The following is a 16,025-nucleotide window of genomic DNA, read 5'->3' as shown; positions in this document are numbered from 1 at the left end:
AAACAAAATATAGATAAATAATTTTAAGAAGAAAAATAAAAAAAACGTTCATTGATATTGTTTATCTTTGTTTAAGATAAAAAAATGAATATTTATACAAATAATTTTATAAAAATATTTTATTTTTGTAAATAGAAAACAAATATTTTATAGGAATTGGCACAAGAAAACCTCCGTTGTTTATCTCGGAGGATGAATTGTGCCTTTAATTTTTATGTTAAATGTCTAAAAATTAAATATTCTTTTGGTTTTGTATATACTTTTGAATTGTTTCAGAAGATACTGTGCCAGCAGTACCAATATAATATTCTCCACTCCACAAGCCACTACCCCAAAATTTAGATTGTTTTAATTTTGGAAATCCTTTAAATACCTCATTAGCAGATATACTTTTTAGTTTTTTTACTATATTTACTGGAGCAACAGTTGGTGGAGCAGATATAAAAAGATGAACATTGTCAGGCATTATCTCTTGTGGGGTAAGTTCATAACTATAATAATGACATATTACTTTAAAACATTTTGACAATTCATATTCTAATTCATCTTTAAAAATATTATGATGATACTTAGGACAGAAAACAATATGATAATTGGTGTTATATTTACTGTGGCTTGTTATCTTGGTTTGTGTATTTTTTAATGACATACTTCATACCTTGTTTTACAGTAAAACAGTTAAATATTATAGAAGAATTATCTTTTCATACAACAAAACTTTACAACATTGTTAATTATGAATCGAGAGAAAATGGTTTTAAATCTTATGTAGATATAGAAAAGATGTTTAAATCTAATTGGCATTGTGATTTTCTTCATAGTCATACAAGACAACAGACTTTTAAAGTATTAGAATAGAATTGGAAATCATATTTTGCAAGTATTAAAGACTTTAAAGTAAATCCACATAAATATAAGGGATTACCTAAACTACCTAAATTCAAAAATATGGAAAATAGAAAAATGAAATTATATTTACTAATCTGGCTATTAGATTTAAATGTATTCCTGAAATAGTGCAAACTATGAGGGATAAATGGAGTGTGTCCTCCCCGCTGAGAGTAAGGGTTGCCTGTTAAGGTGAAAACTTAAATACCAAACCTCTCACGAAGCCATCGCTTAATGCCTTGGTGGTAGTTCACAGTAGAAGATTCTATCTATCATATAAGTATTTAGGAAATGAAAAATTTTAAGGGGCAAGGATATATAAGTTGGAATAATTAGTTAGTTGACTTATAATAAAAAAGATGATAATATATATCTTGTCGTCGCTATTAGATGATTATAAAAAACTAAAAAAAATAAAAAAACAGTTGACAACTTTGATGAAATATGATAACATAAAAAAGTCGTCAGCACGATGGCGAAATAAGTTTGATCTTTGAAAACTACACAGTGTAAGAAATTAAGCCAGCATAAAAGCGCGCAAGCGCAAAACGCCAATTTTTATTTGAGAGTTTGATCCTGGCTCAGGATGAACGCTGGCGGCGTGCCTAACACATGCAAGTCGAGCGAAGCGAATACGACAGAATCTTCGGATGAAGTTGTATAAGCTTAGCGGCGGACGGGTGAGTAACGCGTAGGCAACCTGCCCTATACAGAGGGATAGCCTCGGGAAACCGGGATTAATACCTCATAAAACTCTAGTATCGCATGATACATGAGTCAAAGATTTATCGGTATAGGATGGGCCTGCGTCTGATTAGCTAGTTGGTGAGGTAAAGGCTCACCAAGGCGACGATCAGTAGCCGACCTGAGAGGGTGATCGGCCACACTGGAACTGAGACACGGTCCAGACTCCTACGGGAGGCAGCAGTGGGGAATATTGCACAATGGGCGAAAGCCTGATGCAGCAACGCCGCGTGAGCGATGAAGGCCTTCGGGTCGTAAAGCTCTGTCCTAAGGGAAGAAAACTGACGGTACCTTAGGAGGAAGCCCCGGCTAACTACGTGCCAGCAGCCGCGGTAATACGTAGGGGGCGAGCGTTATCCGGAATCACTGGGCGTAAAGGGTGCGTAGGCGGCCGATAAAGTCTGGGGTGAAAGGCTACGGCTCAACCGTAGTAAGCCTTGGAAACTTATTGGCTTGAGTGCAGGAGAGGAGAGTGGAATTCCTAGTGTAGCGGTGAAATGCGTAGATATTAGGAGGAACACCAGTGGCGAAGGCGACTCTCTGGACTGTAACTGACGCTGAGGCACGAAAGCGTGGGGAGCGAACAGGATTAGATACCCTGGTAGTCCACGCCGTAAACGATGAGTGCTAGGTGTCGGGGGGTACCACCCTCGGTGCCGCAGCTAACGCATTAAGCACTCCGCCTGGGGAGTACGGTCGCAAGACTGAAACTCAAAGGAATTGACGGGGACCCGCACAAGCAGCGGAGCATGTGGTTTAATTCGAAGCAACGCGAAGAACCTTACCAGGACTTGACATCCTCTGCATTACCAGTAACGTGGGAAATCCCTTCGGGGACAGAGAGACAGGTGGTGCATGGTTGTCGTCAGCTCGTGTCGTGAGATGTTGGGTTAAGTCCCGCAACGAGCGCAACCCTTGTCTTTAGTTGCCAGCATTTAGGATGGGCACTCTAGAGAGACTGCCGGGGACAACTCGGAGGAAGGTGGGGATGACGTCAAATCATCATGCCCCTTATGTTCTGGGCTACACACGTGCTACAATGGCTGGTACAACGGGAAGCGAAGGAGTAATCCGGAGCAAATCCTAAAAGCCAGTCTCAGTTCGGATTGTGGGCTGCAACTCGCCCACATGAAGCTGGAGTTGCTAGTAATCGTGGATCAGAATGCCGCGGTGAATGCGTTCCCGGGTCTTGTACACACCGCCCGTCACACCATGGGAGTTGGGGGCGCCCGAAGTCAGCTATCTAACCATTTGGAGGAAGCTGCCGAAGGTGAAACCAATGACTGGGGTGAAGTCGTAACAAGGTAGCCGTATCGGAAGGTGCGGCTGGATCACCTCCTTTCTAAGGAGAAAGGCTTAACTTACACTGTTTAGTTTTGAAGGATTAAGCTTGGGGACGTAGCTCAGCTGGGAGAGCACCTGCCTTGCACGCAGGGGGTCAGGGGTTCGATCCCCCTCGTCTCCACCATTTAAATCTTTCATGTACCTTGAGAACTGAACAATGCATAAAATACAATTTTTGGTCAAGTTATAAAGAGCATAGGGTGAATGCCTTGGCACCAGGAGCCGAAGAAGGACGTGGTAAGCTGCGATAAGCCTCGGGGAACTGCAAGCAAGTTTTGATCCGGGGATTTCCGAATGGGGAAACCCACCTAGGGTAATACTTAGGTACCCGCTACTGAATCCATAGGTAGTGAGGAGGCATACCAGGGGAACTGAAACATCTAAGTACCCTGAGGAAAAGAAAGAAAACTCGATTCCCTAAGTAGCGGCGAGCGAAAGGGGATTAGCCCAAACCCTAGAAAAAAATTTTTTTCTAGGGGTTGCGGATATACTCATAAGAGCGAAGAATTTGTAGCCGAAGAGGTCTGGAAAAGGCCCACCATAGGAGGTAATAGTCCTGTAGGCGAAACAAAAGTCTAGCTTGAGTATACTCCAGAGTACCACGAGACACGTGAAACCTTAGGGGAAGCAGGGGGACCACCCCCAAGGCTAAATACTACCTGGTGACCGATAGCGCATAGTACCGTGAGGGAAAGGTGAAAAAGAACCCCCGGGAGGGGAGTGAAATAGAACCTGAAACCCTATGTTTACAAGCAGTGGAAGTTCTTTTTATGAACGACCGCGTACTTTTTGTAGAACGGGCCAACGAGTTACGGTATGCAGCAAGGTTAAGTAGTTAAGCTACGGAGCCGCAGCGAAAGCGAGTCTGAATAGGGCGATTTAGTTGTATGCCGTAGACCCGAAACCGGGTGACCTATCCATGAGCAGGTTGAAGCGGAAGTAAAATTTCGTGGAGGACCGAACCCATGTCTGTTGAAAAAGGCTGGGATGACTTGTGGATAGCGGAGAAATTCCAATCGAACTCGGAGATAGCTGGTTCTCCCCGAAATAGCTTTAGGGCTAGCCTCAAAGTTAGTGATACGGAGGTAGAGCACTGAATGTCCTAGGGGCCCTCACCGGTTACCGAAGACTATCAAACTCCGAATGCCGTAATCATATCTTTGGGAGTCAGACTATGTGTGATAAGATTCATAGTCGAGAGGGAAACAGCCCAGACCGTCAGCTAAGGTCCCTAAGTACAGGTTAAGTGGAAAAGGATGTGGGATTGCATAGACAACTAGGATGTTGGCTTAGAAGCAGCCACTCATTTAAAGAGTGCGTAATAGCTCACTAGTCGAGTGATCCTGCGCCGAAAATTACCGGGGCTCAAACCTGTCACCGAAGCTACGGCTTGTCGTAGTATGAATACTGATTTTAGAAAAGAGCAAAGGAAGAAGGTAAGCTTTGCCGAAGGTATCCTACGGATACAAGCAAAAGGCCTTCGGCCAAATAACCAAAAAAAGCTCAAACAAAAGCTCTAAAGTTAGTATTCATATTACGACAGGGGTAGGGGAGCATTCTATACGGGCTGAAGTCATACCGAAAGGAATGGTGGACTGTATAGAAGAGAGAATGTTGGCATGAGTAGCGAGAGGTAGGTGAGAATCCTACCCGCCGAAAACCTAAGGTTTCCTGAGGAAGGTTCGTCCGCTCAGGGTTAGTCGGGACCTAAGCCGAGGACGAAAGTCGTAGGCGATGGACAACAGGTTGAAATTCCTGTACCACCGAAAAATCGTTTGAGCAATGGGGGTGACACAGGAGGATAGGCTAAGCGCACCGTTGGTTGTGTGCGTCTAAACCCGTAGGGAGTCTATGTAGGCAAATCCGCGCAGGCAATCCTGAAAGGTGATGGGGAGCGAAATATAGTAGCGAACTTGCTGATTCCACACTGTCGAGAAAAGCCTCTAGCGAGATCTAGGTGCCCGTACCGCAAACCGACACAGGTAGGTGAGGAGAGAATCCTAAGGCGAGCGAGAGAACTATTGTTAAGGAACTCGGCAAAATGACCCCGTAACTTAGGGAGAAGGGGTGCCACGGTAGGGTGTTAAAGCCCGAGGTGGCCGCAGAGAATAGGCCCAAGCGACTGTTTAGCAAAAACACAGGTCTCTGCTAAGTCGAAAGACGATGTATAGGGGCTGACGCCTGCCCGGTGCTGGAAGGTTAAGGGGACGTGTTAACGTAAGTGAAGCACTGAACTTAAGCCCCAGTAAACGGCGGCCGTAACTATAACGGTCCTAAGGTAGCGAAATTCCTTGTCGGGTAAGTTCCGACCCGCACGAAAGGCGTAACGATTTGGGCACTGTCTCAACAATAGACTCGGTGAAATTGTAGTACCGGTGAAGATGCCGGTTACCCGCAGCAGGACGGAAAGACCCCGTGGAGCTTTTACTGTAGCCTGACACTGGATTTTTGGTATTACATGTACAGCATAGGTGGGAGACTTAGAAGCATGTACGCCAGTATGTGTGGAGTCGCCGTTGGGATACCACTCTTGTAATACTGAAGTTCTAACCAGAAGCTGTGAATCCAGCTTTGGGGACACCGTCAGGTGGGCAGTTTGACTGGGGCGGTCGCCTCCCTAAAAAGGTAACGGAGGCGCCCAAAGGTTCCCCTCAGCGCGGTCGGAAATCGCGCGTAGAGTGTAAAGGCAGAAGGGAGCTTGATTGCGAGACTTACAAGTCGAGCAAGGACGAAAGTCGGGCTTAGTGATCCGGTGGTTCCGAGTGGAAGGGCCATCGCTCAACGGATAAAAGCTACCCCGGGGATAACAGGCTTATCTCCCCCAAGAGTCCACATCGACGGGGAGGTTTGGCACCTCGATGTCGGCTCGTCTCATCCTGGGGCTGAAGTAGGTCCCAAGGGTTGGGCTGTTCGCCCATTAAAGAGGCACGCGAGCTGGGTTCAGAACGTCGTGAGACAGTTCGGTCCCTATCCGCTGTGGGCGCAGGAAATTTGAGAGGAGCTGTCCTTAGTACGAGAGGACCGGGATGGACGTACCTCTGGTGTATCAGTTGTCGCGCCAGCGGCATGGCTGAGTAGCTATGTACGGACGGGATAAGCGCTGAAGGCATCTAAGCGCGAAGCCCCCCTCAAGATTAGATTTCCCATGACGTAAGTCAGTAAGACCCCAGAAAGACTATCTGGTTGATAGGCCTAAGGTGTAAGGGCAGTAATGTCTTAAGCTGATAGGTACTAATAGGTCGAGGACTTGACCAAATATGCATTGTTTAGTTTTGAGGGTACAACCTCTAATCCAGTGACAATAGCGAAGGGGTCACACCTGTTCCCATACCGAACACAGAAGTTAAGCCCTTCAGCGCTGATGGTACTTAGGCGGAGACGCCTTGGGAGAGTAGGTCGTCGCTGGTTTGATTGTTCCAAGGTAGCTCAATGGTGGAGCACCCGGCTGTTAACCGGTAGGTTGTGGGTTCGAGTCCCACCCTTGGAGCCAAAAAATGCCGGGGTGGCGGAACTGGCAGACGCACAGGACTTAAAATCCTGCGGTCCTTACAGACCGTACCGGTTCGATTCCGGTCCCCGGCACCATAACATCGCGGAGTGGAGCAGTTGGTAGCTCGTCGGGCTCATAACCCGAAGGTCGTAGGTTCAAATCCTGCCTCCGCAACCAATGTGGCCCATTGGTCAAGCGGTCAAGACACCGCCCTTTCACGGCGGTAACCCGGGTTCGATTCCCGGATGGGTCACCAATAAGGGCGCATAGCTCAGCTGGGAGAGCACCTGCCTTACAAGCAGGGGGTCATAGGTTCGATCCCTATTGCGCCCACCATTAATTAATAATATGCGGGTGTGGCGGAATTGGCAGACGCACTAGACTTAGGATCTAGCGCCTTGTGCGTGGGGGTTCAAGTCCCTCCACCCGCACCAAAAATGGGTTCATAGCTCAGCTGGATAGAGCAACGGCCTTCTAAGCCGTGTGTCCGGGGTTCGAATCCCTGTGGACCCGCCATATAAGACCCATTAGCTCAGTTGGTAGAGCACTTGACTTTTAATCAAGGTGTCCCGCGTTCGAGCCGCGGATGGGTCACCAACCTTGGAGAGGTGTCCGAGTGGTTTAAGGAGCTGGTCTTGAAAACCAGTGACTCCGCAAGGGGCCGTGGGTTCGAATCCCACCCTCTCCGCCATAATATATCGGGGTGTAGCGCAGTTTGGTAGCGCATCTGGTTTGGGACCAGAGGGCCGCGGGTTCAAATCCTGCCACCCCGACCAAGATGCCCAGATAGCTCAGTCGGTAGAGCAGGGGACTGAAAATCCCCGTGTCGGTGGTTCGATTCCGCCTCTGGGCACCATTTTATTGGAAATTTAACTTTCAATAAAAAATCAAAATATGCTTGACAACATATTTTGATTATGTTATATTAGAATACGTCGCTAATGAGCGAAGTTTGATCTTTGAAAACTATACAGTGTAAGAAATTAAGCCAGCAATAATTTTTAACCTCGAAAGTTTTGTTTGAGAGTTTGATCCTGGCTCAGGATGAACGCTGGCGGCGTGCCTAACACATGCAAGTCGAGCGAAGCGAATACGACAGAATCTTCGGATGAAGTTGTATAAGCTTAGCGGCGGACGGGTGAGTAACGCGTAGGCAACCTGCCCTATACAGAGGGATAGCCTCGGGAAACCGGGATTAATACCTCATAAAACTCTAGTATCGCATGATACATGAGTCAAAGATTTATCGGTATAGGATGGGCCTGCGTCTGATTAGCTAGTTGGTGAGGTAAAGGCTCACCAAGGCGACGATCAGTAGCCGACCTGAGAGGGTGATCGGCCACACTGGAACTGAGACACGGTCCAGACTCCTACGGGAGGCAGCAGTGGGGAATATTGCACAATGGGCGAAAGCCTGATGCAGCAACGCCGCGTGAGCGATGAAGGCCTTCGGGTCGTAAAGCTCTGTCCTAAGGGAAGAAAACTGACGGTACCTTAGGAGGAAGCCCCGGCTAACTACGTGCCAGCAGCCGCGGTAATACGTAGGGGGCGAGCGTTATCCGGAATCACTGGGCGTAAAGGGTGCGTAGGCGGCCGATAAAGTCTGGGGTGAAAGGCTACGGCTCAACCGTAGTAAGCCTTGGAAACTTATTGGCTTGAGTGCAGGAGAGGAGAGTGGAATTCCTAGTGTAGCGGTGAAATGCGTAGATATTAGGAGGAACACCAGTGGCGAAGGCGACTCTCTGGACTGTAACTGACGCTGAGGCACGAAAGCGTGGGGAGCGAACAGGATTAGATACCCTGGTAGTCCACGCCGTAAACGATGAGTGCTAGGTGTCGGGGGGTACCACCCTCGGTGCCGCAGCTAACGCATTAAGCACTCCGCCTGGGGAGTACGGTCGCAAGACTGAAACTCAAAGGAATTGACGGGGACCCGCACAAGCAGCGGAGCATGTGGTTTAATTCGAAGCAACGCGAAGAACCTTACCAGGACTTGACATCCTCTGCATTACCAGTAACGTGGGAAATCCCTTCGGGGACAGAGAGACAGGTGGTGCATGGTTGTCGTCAGCTCGTGTCGTGAGATGTTGGGTTAAGTCCCGCAACGAGCGCAACCCTTGTCTTTAGTTGCCAGCATTTCGGATGGGCACTCTAGAGAGACTGCCGGGGACAACTCGGAGGAAGGTGGGGATGACGTCAAATCATCATGCCCCTTATGTTCTGGGCTACACACGTGCTACAATGGCTGGTACAACGGGAAGCGAAGGAGTAATCCGGAGCAAATCCTAAAAAGCCAGTCTCAGTTCGGATTGTGGGCTGCAACTCGCCCACATGAAGCTGGAGTTGCTAGTAATCGTGGATCAGAATGCCGCGGTGAATGCGTTCCCGGGTCTTGTACACACCGCCCGTCACACCATGGGAGTTGGGGGCGCCCGAAGTCAGCTATCTAACCATTTGGAGGAAGCTGCCGAAGGTGAAACCAATGACTGGGGTGAAGTCGTAACAAGGTAGCCGTATCGGAAGGTGCGGCTGGATCACCTCCTTTCTAAGGAGAAAGGCTTAACTTACACTGTTTAGTTTTGAAGGATTAAGCTTGGGGACGTAGCTCAGCTGGGAGAGCACCTGCCTTGCACGCAGGGGGTCAGGGGTTCGATCCCCCTCGTCTCCACCATTTAAATCTTTCATGTACCTTGAGAACTGAACAATGCATAAAATACAATTTTTGGTCAAGTTATAAAGAGCATAGGGTGAATGCCTTGGCACCAGGAGCCGAAGAAGGACGTGGTAAGCTGCGATAAGCCTCGGGGAACTGCAAGCAAGTTTTGATCCGGGGATTTCCGAATGGGGAAACCCACCTAGGGTAATACTTAGGTACCCGCTACTGAATCCATAGGTAGTGAGGAGGCATACCAGGGGAACTGAAACATCTAAGTACCCTGAGGAAAAGAAAGAAAACTCGATTCCCTAAGTAGCGGCGAGCGAAAGGGGATTAGCCCAAACCTAGAAAATTTTTTCTAGGGGTTGCGGATATACTCATAAGAGCGAAGAATTTGTAGCCGAAGAGGTCTGGAAAGGCCCACCATAGGAGGTAATAGTCCTGTAGGCGAAACAAAGTCTAGCTTGAGTATACTCCAGAGTACCACGAGACACGTGAAACCTTGTGGGAAGCAGGGGGGACCACCCCCCAAGGCTAAATACTACCTGGTGACCGATAGCGCATAGTACCGTGAGGGAAAGGTGAAAAAGAACCCCCGGGAGGGGAGTGAAATAGAACCTGAAACCCTATGTTTACAAGCAGTGGAAGTTCTTTATATGAACGACCGCGTACTTTTTTGTAGAACGGGCCAACGAGTTACGGTATGCAGCAAGGTTAAGTAGTTAAGCTACGGAGCCGCAGCGAAAGCGAGTCTGAATAGGGCGATTTAGTTGTATGCCGTAGACCCGAAACCGGGTGACCTATCCATGAGCAGGTTGAAGCGGAAGTAAAAATTTCGTGGAGGACCGAACCCATGTCTGTTGAAAAAAAGGCTGGGATGACTTGTGGATAGCGGAGAAATTCCAATCGAACTCGGAGATAGCTGGTTCTCCCCGAAATAGCTTTAGGGCTAGCCTCAAAGTTAGTGATACGGAGGTAGAGCACTGAATGTCCTAGGGGCCCTCACCGGTTACTGAAGACTATCAAACTCCGAATGCCGTAATCATATCTTTGGGAGTCAGACTATGTGTGATAAGATTCATAGTCGAGAGGGAAACAGCCCAGACCGTCAGCTAAGGTCCCTAAGTACAGGTTAAGTGGAAAAGGATGTGGGATTGCATAGACAACTAGGATGTTGGCTTAGAAGCAGCCACTCATTTAAAGAGTGCGTAATAGCTCACTAGTCGAGTGATCCTGCGCCGAAAATTACCGGGGCTCAAACCTGTCACCGAAGCTACGGCTTACTGATAGTATTTATATTATTGGTAGGGGTAGGGGAGCATTCTATACGGGCTGAAGTCATACCGAAAGGAATGGTGGACTGTATAGAAGAGAGAATGTTGGCATGAGTAGCGAGAGGTAGGTGAGAATCCTACCCGCCGAAAAACCCTAAGGTTTCCTGAGGAAGGTTCGTCCGCTCAGGGTTAGTCGGGACCTAAGCCGAGGACGAAAGTCGTAGGCGATGGACAACAGGTTGAAATTCCTGTACCACCGAAAAATCGTTTTTAGCAATGGGGTGACACAGGAGGATAGGCTAAGCGCACCGTTGGTTGTGTGCGTCTAAGCCCGTAGGGAGTCTATGTAGGCAAATCCGCGTAGGCAATCCTGAAAGGTGATGGGGGAGCGAAATATAGTAGCGAACTTGCTGATTCCACACTGTCGAGAAAAAGCCTCTAGCGAGATCTAGGTGCCCGTACCGCAAACCGACACAGGTAGGTGAGGAGAGAATCCTAAGGCGAGCGAGAGAACTATTGTTAGGAACTCGGCAAAAATGACCCCGTAACTTAGGGAGAAGGGGTGCCACGGTAGGGTGTTAAAGCCCGAGGTGGCCGCAGAGAATAGGCCCAAGCGACTGTTTAGCAAAAACACAGGTCTCTGCTAAGTCGAAAGACGATGTATAGGGGCTGACGCCTGCCCGGTGCTGGAAGGTTAAGGGGACGTGTTAACGTAAGTGAAGCACTGAACTTAAGCCCCAGTAAACGGCGGCCGTAACTATAACGGTCCTAAGGTAGCGAAATTCCTTGTCGGGTAAGTTCCGACCCGCACGAAAAGGCGTAACGATTTGGGCACTGTCTCAACAATAGACTCGGTGAAATTGTAGTACCGGTGAAGATGCCGGTTACCCGCAGCAGGACGGAAAAGACCCCGTGGAGCTTTACTGTAGCCTGACACTGGATTTTTGGTATTACATGTACAGCATAGGTGGGAGACTTAGAAGCATGTACGCCAGTATGTGTGGAGTCGCCGTTGGGATACCACTCTTGTAATACTGAAGTTCTAACCAGAAGCTGTGAATCCAGCTTTGGGACACTGTCAGGTGGGCAGTTTGACTGGGGCGGTCGCCTCCTAAAAAGGTAACGGAGGCGCCCAAAAGGTTCCCTCAGCGCGGTCGGAAATCGCGCGTAGAGTGTAAAAGGCAGAAGGGAGCTTGATTGCGAGACTTACAAGTCGAGCAAGGACGAAAGTCGGGCTTAGTGATCCGGTGGTTCCGAGTGGAAGGGCCATCGCTCAACGGATAAAAGCTACCCCGGGGATAACAGGCTTATCTCCCCCAAGAGTCCACATCGACGGGGAGGTTTGGCACCTCGATGTCGGCTCGTCTCATCCTGGGGCTGAAGTAGGTCCCAAGGGTTGGGCTGTTCGCCCATTAAAGAGGCACGCGAGCTGGGTTCAGAACGTCGTGAGACAGTTCGGTCCCTATCCGCTGTGGGCGCAGGAAATTTGAGAGGAGCTGTCCTTAGTACGAGAGGACCGGGATGGACGTACCTCTGGTGTATCAGTTGTCGCGCCAGCGGCATGGCTGAGTAGCTATGTACGGACGGGATAAGCGCTGAAGGCATCTAAGCGCGAAGCCCCCCTCAAGATTAGATTTCCCATGACGTAAGTCAGTAAGACCCCAGAAAGACTATCTGGTTGATAGGCCTAAGGTGTAAGGGCAGTAATGTCTTAAGCTGATAGGTACTAATAGGTCGAGGACTTGACCAAATATGCATTGTTTAGTTTTGAGGGTACAACCTCTAATCCAGTGACAATAGCGAAGGGGTCACACCTGTTCCCATACCGAACACAGAAGTTAAGCCCTTCAGCGCTGATGGTACTTAGGCGGAGACGCCTTGGGAGAGTAGGTCGTCGCTGGTTTGATTGTTCCAAGGTAGCTCAATGGTGGAGCACCCGGCTGTTAACCGGTAGGTTGTGGGTTCGAGTCCCACCCTTGGAGCCAATGTGGCCCATTGGTCAAGCGGTCAAGACACCGCCCTTTCACGGCGGTAACCCGGGTTCGATTCCCGGATGGGTCACCATTAGGGCGCATAGCTCAGCTGGGAGAGCACCTGCCTTACAAGCAGGGGGTCATAGGTTCGATCCCTATTGCGCCCACCATTAATTTGGCCCGGTAGTTCAGTTGGTTAGAATGCCAGCCTGTCACGCTGGAGGTCGAGGGTTCGAGTCCCTTCCGGGTCGCCAATTGAATATGCTGGTGTGGCTCAACGGTAGAGCAGCTGACTTGTAATCAGCAGGTTGGGGGTTCGATTCCCTTCGCCAGCTCCAAATATGGAGGAATTCCCGAGAGGCCAAAGGGGGCGGACTGTAAATCCGTTAGCTTAGCTTTCGGTGGTTCGAATCCACCTTCCTCCACCAAGTATGCGGAAGTGGCTCAGTGGTAGAGCATCGCCTTGCCAAGGCGAGGGTCGCGGGTTCGAATCCCGTCTTCCGCTCCATTTTATTTTTTGAAAAAGTAACGATATATATTTAAATCCTATGTCAAAAGACATAGGATTTTTAAGTATATAGGTTTTATAAGATAATATCTTTTTCTAATATTTTTGTTAGAAGAAGAATTGCATTTTCTACATCTTTTTTAGAAACCATTTCTGATGGGCTATGAATATACCTACAAGGAATTGAAAGAACTCCTGAAGGAACGCCAGCTCTAGTTGTATGAATAGTACCAGAGTCAGTACCACCAAATTCTAATATTTCTAATTGATAAGGAATTTGGTTATTTTTTGCTGCATCGATCATAAGATTTTTTACAGTAGGATGTGCAAGTAAAGAATGGTCTTTAATCTTTATAGCAGGACCTTCATCAAGTTTTACTGCCATATGTTTTGATTTTGGAGTATCGCCAGTAGCAGTAACATCTACAGCAATCCCTAAATCAGGATTTATTCCAAAAGACGCAGTTTTTGCACCTCTTGCACCTAATTCCTCTTGAACTGTGAAAACAAAATATAGTTCGTTAGGAGAATTTTTAATATTTTTGATTGTTTCTATTGCAACATAACAACCGATTCGGTCATCCAAAGCTTTTGCTGTAATGTAGTTATCAAGTGATGTAAATGAACGATAAAAACAGGCTACATCTCCAATTGAAACTTTATTCATAGCTTCTTGCTTATCTTTTGCACCGATGTCTATGTACATTTTTTCAAGCTTTAGTTTTTTAATATCATCTAAATGTTGCATACCTACTATACCAATAGTACCATTAGCAAATTGAACGCGTTGGCCAAGAGAGATATAAGGAGAAACACCTCCAATATTTGCAAATCTTAAAAATCCATTATCATCTATCCCTGTAACAATGATTCCTATTTCGTCCATATGACTGGCAATCATGACTTTAGCACCAGTTCCTTTTTTTATAGCGATAAGATTTCCCATTTTATCTACTTTTATTTCATCCACATAATTTTTTATTTCATCTTGAATTATAGCTGTTATTGTTTCCTCATTTCCTGAGGGACCAAAAGCTTCTGTAAGTTTTTTTAATAGAGAGTATTGATTATTCATTAATATATTCCTCCTTTTTTACATTTTCAAGGAAAAGAGTTATGAGTTTTATAGCATTTTCAAAATCATCCTTGTGCATAACAGAGTTAGGAGCGTGAATATATCGACAGGGGATGGATATAGCGGCAGTTGGAATACCATCTCTTGTTAAATGAATTTTTCCTGCATCATTTCCGCCTTTTATTGTTTGTTTGAACTGTATTTTTATATTATGCTGTTTTGCAATTTCAACGAATTTTTTTACAAGGTTTTTATCAAAGTAGGAAACCATATCTACAATAGATAAAGCAGGTCCGTTTCCTAAACGTGTTGCATAGTCTGGCTCTTTTATATCTGTTATGTCATAACAAGTTGTTCCTTCTAATACGATAGCTATGTCTGGATTAAGAGCATAGGCTGCTACTCCTGCACCACGAAGGCCTACTTCTTCTTGTACAGAAAATACGGCATAAATTGTACTATTGTATTCTTTTTTTAATGTTTCCATAATAATTGCACAGCCTGCTCTATCATCTAAGGCCTTTGCTTTTACAAGATTATTTCCAAATTCTACGTATTTGCTTGCAAAAGTAATATAATCTCCTTTTGAGACTAATTTTTCTGCTTCAGCCTTTGAGCTTGCGCCAATATCTATGTATAGTTGTTTATGTTTTAGAGCTTTATTTCTTTCATCTGGCTCTTGAAGATGTATAGCTTTTGCTCCAATGACACCTTTTACTCTATTTTTACCAATTTCGACAACTTTAGAAACGAAAATGCGATCATCCATACCACCTACAGGTAAGAATTTAATAAATCCATTATCATCGATGGATTTTACCATCATTCCTACTTCATCCATATGGGCAGATAGCATGATGCGTGGGAATCCTTCCTTTCCTTTTTTGACAGCAATAAGATTTCCTAATCGATCGATTTTTATTTCATCTACATAGGGCTTTATTTCGCTTAATATAAAATCTCTTACTTCTTTTTCATTACCTGAAACACCTGGAAGTTCAGTAAGCTTTTTTAAAAGCATAAAAATCCCTCCAAATCTTCATCATCTAAACTAGATATAAAATAGGCTAGCAGTTTTCCTGTATTTTTTATATCAGTAATATCTATTGTCTCAACAGATGTGTGCATATAGCGTAAAGGGATGGAAATAACACCTGTTGCTACACCAGATTGGGTAATTTGTATGGATTGTGCATCTGTTCCAGAGTTTCCAGGACTTAATTCTATTTGATAAGGGATATTATATTCTTTGGCTATTTCTTTCAATCTCTCATGGATTTTTGGATGAATATTTGCACCAAATCCAAGACCCGGTCCCTTTCCGAGCTCTAGTGTATCATCCTTTGATAATTCAGGAGTTTTACCAAACCCTACATCGATAGCGATTCCTATATCAGGAGAGATTTGGAAGGTACTTACCATGGCTCCTCTTGTTCCGACTTCTTCTTGAACTGTTGCTACACCGTAAACGTCACATTGATGCTGAATTTTTTTTAGTTCTTTAAAGCATTCGATCATTGCAGCAATACCAGCTTTGTCATCTAGTGATTTACCAGCAATTACATTATTCTGCAAAGGGATCATTTTTCTATTTATTGTGATAGGGTCACCAATTGTTATTATTTTTTCAGCTTCTCCCTTTGAAAGACCTATATCTATAAGCATATCTTCTATTTTTATAGCATTTTTTCTTTCTTCAGGAGTTTGTAGATGGGGTGCTTTTGTAGCAATAACACCAAATACATCTTTTTTTCCATGGATTATGACTTCTTGTGCAAGAAGGGTCCTTTGATCAACACCGCCTATATTGGTAAATTTTACAAAACCATTTTTATCAATATCTTTTACCATAAGTCCGATCTCATCCATGTGAGCAGCCAACATTATCTTGATAGGGGTTTTTGAAGTACCTTTTTTATAAACGATAAGGTTTCCTAGTTTATCTCGTTTTATATCATTGCAGTTATCTTTAAAGAAAGATGCAATTATATTAGACATAGATGCTTCGAAGCCTGAGACACTTGGTTTTTCTATCATCATTTTTAATGCATTTTTTATCTCCATATTTTTCCT

The 16,025-nt window shown here is 45.9% G+C and carries 5 protein-coding genes, 20 tRNA genes and 6 rRNA genes; 27 read left to right on the top strand and 4 right to left on the bottom strand.

Annotation, left to right across the window (positions count from 1 at the left end; genetic code table 11):
• Positions 1-232: 232 nt before the first annotated feature.
• On the bottom strand, positions 233-649 hold the full coding sequence (gene tnpA, locus FQB35_RS13250) for an IS200/IS605 family transposase (protein WP_148810354.1): 417 nt from the start codon (positions 647-649) through the stop codon (positions 233-235).
• Here tnpA and FQB35_RS16330 point away from each other — a divergent pair.
• From FQB35_RS16330 to FQB35_RS13115, 27 genes are all read left to right on the top strand, one after another.
• Positions 643-858 (top strand): hypothetical protein, encoded by a 216-nt coding sequence (locus FQB35_RS16330; protein ID WP_231701803.1) that lies wholly within the window; start codon positions 643-645, stop codon positions 856-858. The two genes, tnpA and FQB35_RS16330, sit on opposite strands and share 7 nt — an antisense overlap.
• A gap of 588 nt (positions 859-1,446) precedes the next feature.
• Positions 1,447-2,974: ribosomal RNA gene (locus tag FQB35_RS13240) — 16S ribosomal RNA — on the top strand.
• 50 nt (positions 2,975-3,024) lie between these two features.
• Positions 3,025-3,100 (top strand) — tRNA-Ala (locus tag FQB35_RS13235).
• A 53-nt stretch (positions 3,101-3,153) separates the two neighbouring features.
• A 23S ribosomal RNA gene (locus FQB35_RS13230) occupies positions 3,154-6,231 on the top strand.
• Between the two features lie 36 nt (positions 6,232-6,267).
• Positions 6,268-6,384 (top strand): 5S ribosomal RNA (gene rrf / locus FQB35_RS13225).
• A 7-nt stretch (positions 6,385-6,391) separates the two neighbouring features.
• A tRNA-Asn gene (locus tag FQB35_RS13220) sits at positions 6,392-6,466 on the top strand.
• Positions 6,467-6,472: 6 nt separating this feature from the next.
• Positions 6,473-6,561: transfer RNA gene (locus FQB35_RS13215), tRNA-Leu, on the top strand.
• Between the two features lie 6 nt (positions 6,562-6,567).
• Positions 6,568-6,643 (top strand) — tRNA-Met (locus FQB35_RS13210).
• 4 nt (positions 6,644-6,647) lie between these two features.
• Positions 6,648-6,722, top strand: a tRNA-Glu gene (locus tag FQB35_RS13205).
• A gap of 4 nt (positions 6,723-6,726) precedes the next feature.
• Positions 6,727-6,802: transfer RNA gene (locus FQB35_RS13200), tRNA-Val, on the top strand.
• Positions 6,803-6,816: 14 nt separating this feature from the next.
• A tRNA-Leu gene (locus FQB35_RS13195) sits at positions 6,817-6,900 on the top strand.
• A gap of 5 nt (positions 6,901-6,905) precedes the next feature.
• Positions 6,906-6,982, top strand: a tRNA-Arg gene (locus FQB35_RS13190).
• Between the two features lie 5 nt (positions 6,983-6,987).
• Positions 6,988-7,063 (top strand) — tRNA-Lys (locus tag FQB35_RS13185).
• A gap of 5 nt (positions 7,064-7,068) precedes the next feature.
• Positions 7,069-7,157 (top strand) — tRNA-Ser (locus FQB35_RS13180).
• 8 nt (positions 7,158-7,165) lie between these two features.
• Positions 7,166-7,242 (top strand) — tRNA-Pro (locus FQB35_RS13175).
• Positions 7,243-7,246: 4 nt separating this feature from the next.
• Positions 7,247-7,322: transfer RNA gene (locus FQB35_RS13170), tRNA-Phe, on the top strand.
• Positions 7,323-7,482: 160 nt separating this feature from the next.
• A 16S ribosomal RNA gene (locus FQB35_RS13165) occupies positions 7,483-9,011 on the top strand.
• A 50-nt stretch (positions 9,012-9,061) separates the two neighbouring features.
• Positions 9,062-9,137 (top strand) — tRNA-Ala (locus FQB35_RS13160).
• 53 nt (positions 9,138-9,190) lie between these two features.
• Positions 9,191-12,146, top strand: a 23S ribosomal RNA gene (locus FQB35_RS13155).
• Positions 12,147-12,182: 36 nt separating this feature from the next.
• Positions 12,183-12,299, top strand: a 5S ribosomal RNA gene (rrf, locus tag FQB35_RS13150).
• Together the 16S, 23S and 5S rRNA genes with 20 tRNA genes alongside form the textbook arrangement of a ribosomal RNA operon.
• Positions 12,300-12,306: 7 nt before the next feature.
• Positions 12,307-12,381: transfer RNA gene (locus FQB35_RS13145), tRNA-Asn, on the top strand.
• Between the two features lie 4 nt (positions 12,382-12,385).
• Positions 12,386-12,460, top strand: a tRNA-Glu gene (locus FQB35_RS13140).
• A 3-nt stretch (positions 12,461-12,463) separates the two neighbouring features.
• Positions 12,464-12,539: transfer RNA gene (locus FQB35_RS13135), tRNA-Val, on the top strand.
• Between the two features lie 7 nt (positions 12,540-12,546).
• Positions 12,547-12,623: transfer RNA gene (locus FQB35_RS13130), tRNA-Asp, on the top strand.
• Positions 12,624-12,632: 9 nt separating this feature from the next.
• Positions 12,633-12,707 (top strand) — tRNA-Thr (locus FQB35_RS13125).
• 5 nt (positions 12,708-12,712) lie between these two features.
• A tRNA-Tyr gene (locus FQB35_RS13120) sits at positions 12,713-12,797 on the top strand.
• Positions 12,798-12,802: 5 nt separating this feature from the next.
• Positions 12,803-12,877, top strand: a tRNA-Gly gene (locus FQB35_RS13115).
• Between the two features lie 76 nt (positions 12,878-12,953).
• Here the strand turns inward: FQB35_RS13115 and FQB35_RS13110 are convergent.
• Genes FQB35_RS13110 through FQB35_RS13100 form a run of 3 tightly spaced genes read right to left on the bottom strand, consistent with a single transcriptional unit; the run spans position 12,954 to position 16,016 of the window.
• Entirely contained in the window at positions 12,954-13,952 is a 999-nt protein-coding gene (locus FQB35_RS13110) for a M42 family metallopeptidase (RefSeq protein WP_148810353.1), read from the bottom strand.
• Entirely contained in the window at positions 13,945-14,973 is a 1,029-nt protein-coding gene (locus FQB35_RS13105) for a M42 family metallopeptidase (protein ID WP_148810352.1), read from the bottom strand. Before FQB35_RS13105 ends, FQB35_RS13110 begins: the two co-directional genes overlap by 8 nt.
• Complete coding sequence (locus FQB35_RS13100) at positions 14,964-16,016, bottom strand: M42 family metallopeptidase (protein ID WP_148810351.1); 1,053 nt, start codon at positions 16,014-16,016, stop codon at positions 14,964-14,966. The genes FQB35_RS13105 and FQB35_RS13100 overlap by 10 nt, the downstream gene beginning before the upstream one ends.
• Positions 16,017-16,025 lie beyond the last annotated feature (9 nt).

The sequence above is a fragment of the Crassaminicella thermophila genome (genome assembly GCF_008152325.1).
Lineage (GTDB): Bacteria > Bacillota > Clostridia > Peptostreptococcales > Thermotaleaceae > Crassaminicella_A > Crassaminicella_A thermophila.
This window is presented reverse-complemented; position numbering and strand designations above follow the sequence as displayed.

What these genes read in the sequence shown, in the direction of transcription:
- tnpA (WP_148810354.1), bottom strand. Translation starts at nt 649, where the DNA reads ATGTCATTAAAAAATACACAAACCAAGATAACAAGCCACAGTAAATAT.
- FQB35_RS13105 (WP_148810352.1), bottom strand. Translation starts at nt 14,973, where the DNA reads ATGCTTTTAAAAAAGCTTACTGAACTTCCAGGTGTTTCAGGTAATGAA.
- FQB35_RS13110 (WP_148810353.1), bottom strand. Translation starts at nt 13,952, where the DNA reads ATGAATAATCAATACTCTCTATTAAAAAAACTTACAGAAGCTTTTGGT.
- FQB35_RS16330 (WP_231701803.1), top strand. Translation starts at nt 643, where the DNA reads ATGACATACTTCATACCTTGTTTTACAGTAAAACAGTTAAATATTATA.
- FQB35_RS13100 (WP_148810351.1), bottom strand. Translation starts at nt 16,016, where the DNA reads ATGGAGATAAAAAATGCATTAAAAATGATGATAGAAAAACCAAGTGTC.